Annotated in this window: 3 protein-coding genes; 1 reads left to right on the top strand and 2 read right to left on the bottom strand. The window is 39.8% G+C overall.

Going from position 1 to position 2,523, the window contains the following annotated elements; translation table 11 throughout:
* The first annotated feature begins 231 nt into the window (after nucleotides 1-231).
* Nucleotides 232-987 carry a biotin/lipoate A/B protein ligase family protein gene (locus HWQ42_RS12940; RefSeq protein WP_292812541.1) on the top strand — a complete coding sequence of 252 codons (756 nt, stop codon included), beginning with the start codon at nucleotides 232-234 and terminating at the stop codon, nucleotides 985-987.
* A gap of 408 nt (nucleotides 988-1,395) precedes the next feature.
* Here the strand turns inward: HWQ42_RS12940 and HWQ42_RS12935 are convergent, their stop codons facing one another.
* Complete coding sequence (locus HWQ42_RS12935) at nucleotides 1,396-1,668, bottom strand: GlsB/YeaQ/YmgE family stress response membrane protein (protein WP_094348080.1); 273 nt, start codon at nucleotides 1,666-1,668, stop codon at nucleotides 1,396-1,398.
* A 467-nt stretch (nucleotides 1,669-2,135) separates the two neighbouring features.
* Nucleotides 2,136-2,402: a hypothetical protein gene (locus HWQ42_RS12930; protein ID WP_292812538.1), complete on the bottom strand. Its 267-nt coding sequence runs from the start codon at nucleotides 2,400-2,402 to the stop codon at nucleotides 2,136-2,138.
* Between the last annotated feature and the right edge of the window lie 121 nt (nucleotides 2,403-2,523).

The raw sequence follows: 2,523 nt of genomic DNA, 5'->3' as shown, positions 1-2,523 counted from the left end.
CTGGATTAGTTATGTACGGACTGGATACCGTGATTCACTAATCAACGAATCGCACTCCCGGTACAAACTCAGCATCGTAGTAACTCGTTGGGGGTTTCATCATCTTCAGGTACTACCTTTATTCATCAAAATTATGAAAAAATATGTTTATCTTTGTTCATAGTTACATATTCTTGCTCAAACCCTTACCAGTAATATCCCTCTCCTAAAAAACCGATAAAACAACTAGCAATGGAATCACCATCCACCTGGCGTTTCATCCCAATGCTTCAGACATCGGGAGCAGTGCAAATGGCGATCGATGCTTGGTTGTTCAAGCAATGTGAAAAGGGACAGCATCCGCCTACTTTGCGTTTTTATACTTTGTGTCCCTATGCTCTCTCCTTGGGACATCTGCAAAAACAATGGCCTGCCGAGTGGCATAATCTGATTTACCAGGGAAAGGCAGTCGATCTAGTTCGTCGCCCAACGGGTGGTAGAGCTGTTCTTCACCAGGGGAACTTAACTTATGCCCTGATTACCTCAGCTAGTACTGGAAAAAGCTGGGGTACTTATGAAAAAATCTGTAACTTTTTAATCCAAGGCTGGCAAACCTTGGGTATTGAGTTAAGTTATGGTTCTGCTGGACGAGGTTACATTCACAATCCCAGTTGCTTCAACACAGCAACAGCAGCTGACTTGGTTACAGCCGATGGAAGTAAGTTTATTGGTAGTGCCCAACGCAAGGGAAGAAATACCATTCTTCAACACGGCTCGATGATTTTGTCTACAGACAAAGGTTTATTTGAGGAAATCTTTGAACAACCTGCTCCGTGGAATACCTCATTTTGCAACACACAGGAAGAGGCTGATTGGATTGTCAAGATTGTGGATACATTGACAGAGACGGCAAAAGAGTACTTTGGCATCGAACTATTTACCCAACCATTCACCGATCTCGAATGGCAAGATATCCTCAAATTGCGATCGCTTTATGAAGTGCGTTAGCGTAGCTCACCGTAGGTATAGCCTATTCCAAAACTTGAGGTTATGTAGTAAATACGTACCAAACCAAAATTTTTTGTAACCAAAATCACCATGTAGCTTTGAAATCAAACTAAACTTGCACAAATATGACTCTTATAATGCATCGGGATGCATTGGCATTGCAAGGTATCGTCAAATTTAATCCGCTGCAAATTAATAAAATGCTGTATTTAACAAGCTAAGTTTAGCTCGACTTTATCTACAGATTATCAAATATGTAGGCGATCGCTAAAGACTCAACTGAGAACCGCCATATTACAAAATAGCGCCAGTCTATCATTAGCCTGGCGCTATTTTTTTAATTTAATTCACAGTTAAAAATAGTTAAATGAATTTGCTAAATCTTTGTCGTTGATTCACCGCAATTTTTTATACAGCACTGCGGTTGGTTAATAAGTTCCACAAGAAAACTGCGACAATTGCACCAAGAACTGCTACCGCAATACCTGGAATGCTGAGACTAGGAGCTGCTAGAGATAAAGTTCCCGTACTGAAAAATACACCTAAACTACCGCCAACAAAAGCACCGATAATTCCTAACACTATAGTTCCTAGAATTCCGCCACCTTGATGACCAGGGTAGATAGCTTTTGCGATCGCACCAGCAATTAGACCTAAAACAATCCAAGCAAGAATATTCATTGTTGTTAAGTTGGTAAACGTTTTTGACTTACATATATATATTAACTATCTTCATTTCTGACTTAATCTACCATCAGAATTAATTATGAGTATCCATTAGGAATAGTTTAATTGCTACTAAATTTTTTAATATATTGGGCTACCATCCTGCTTAGGACAAGTCGGCTATAGATAGGTAGCCGTTCTCTTAGGATTTGCCATGTCCTAAGCTGTCTGACCACTGCTATATGACCCATTTGAGGTTAGATAGTCAATTAAAAAAAGCTCCTAGTAGGTCTTTAACTAGGAGCTTATACAAACTATTGCTTGGTAATTGCAGTATATGCATTTTTAATTAGCTCTCTCCTCTACTAGAAGAATTAAGCTGAGTTTTTAGAGACTGTCTCTAAAGTAATGTAAAGGAAGCAAAATCAGGCGATTGAGACGATCGCCTATCCCTTTGCAAGTTCATATCTAGTTTTTAATTTTTAATTGCTTATCTGACGACCGCTACCAATAACTTGATGGCTGATAAATGGGAAGAGTCTGCGGTAAAACCAATGCATACTTAGAAAAATCAGACTTACTAAGGTTAGCAGCATAACACCCAGAATCGTTGTATATGCCCTAGTACGCCACCAAAAGCCATTTGCGCCTAGTCGCACCAGCTTCCATAAGTTAGCTATATCGGCGCTTTCAGAATCGTGAATGGTGATTGATAAGGATGTTGCTGTGTTTTGTCGTGCAATTGTCATTTTAATTACTCCTTTATGCCCAAATGCTGAGGCATTAAGGGACTTCCATAAAATAAACTATTCCACCAACAGTAATGATAATCATTTTAAAGGGGGGATGAAGGGGCTGCCGACGGCAGCC

Origin of the sequence: Nostoc sp. JL23 (assembly GCF_017115065.1) — a bacterium.
Lineage (GTDB): Bacteria > Cyanobacteriota > Cyanobacteriia > Cyanobacteriales > Nostocaceae > Nostoc > Nostoc punctiforme_A.
This window is presented reverse-complemented; position numbering and strand designations above follow the sequence as displayed.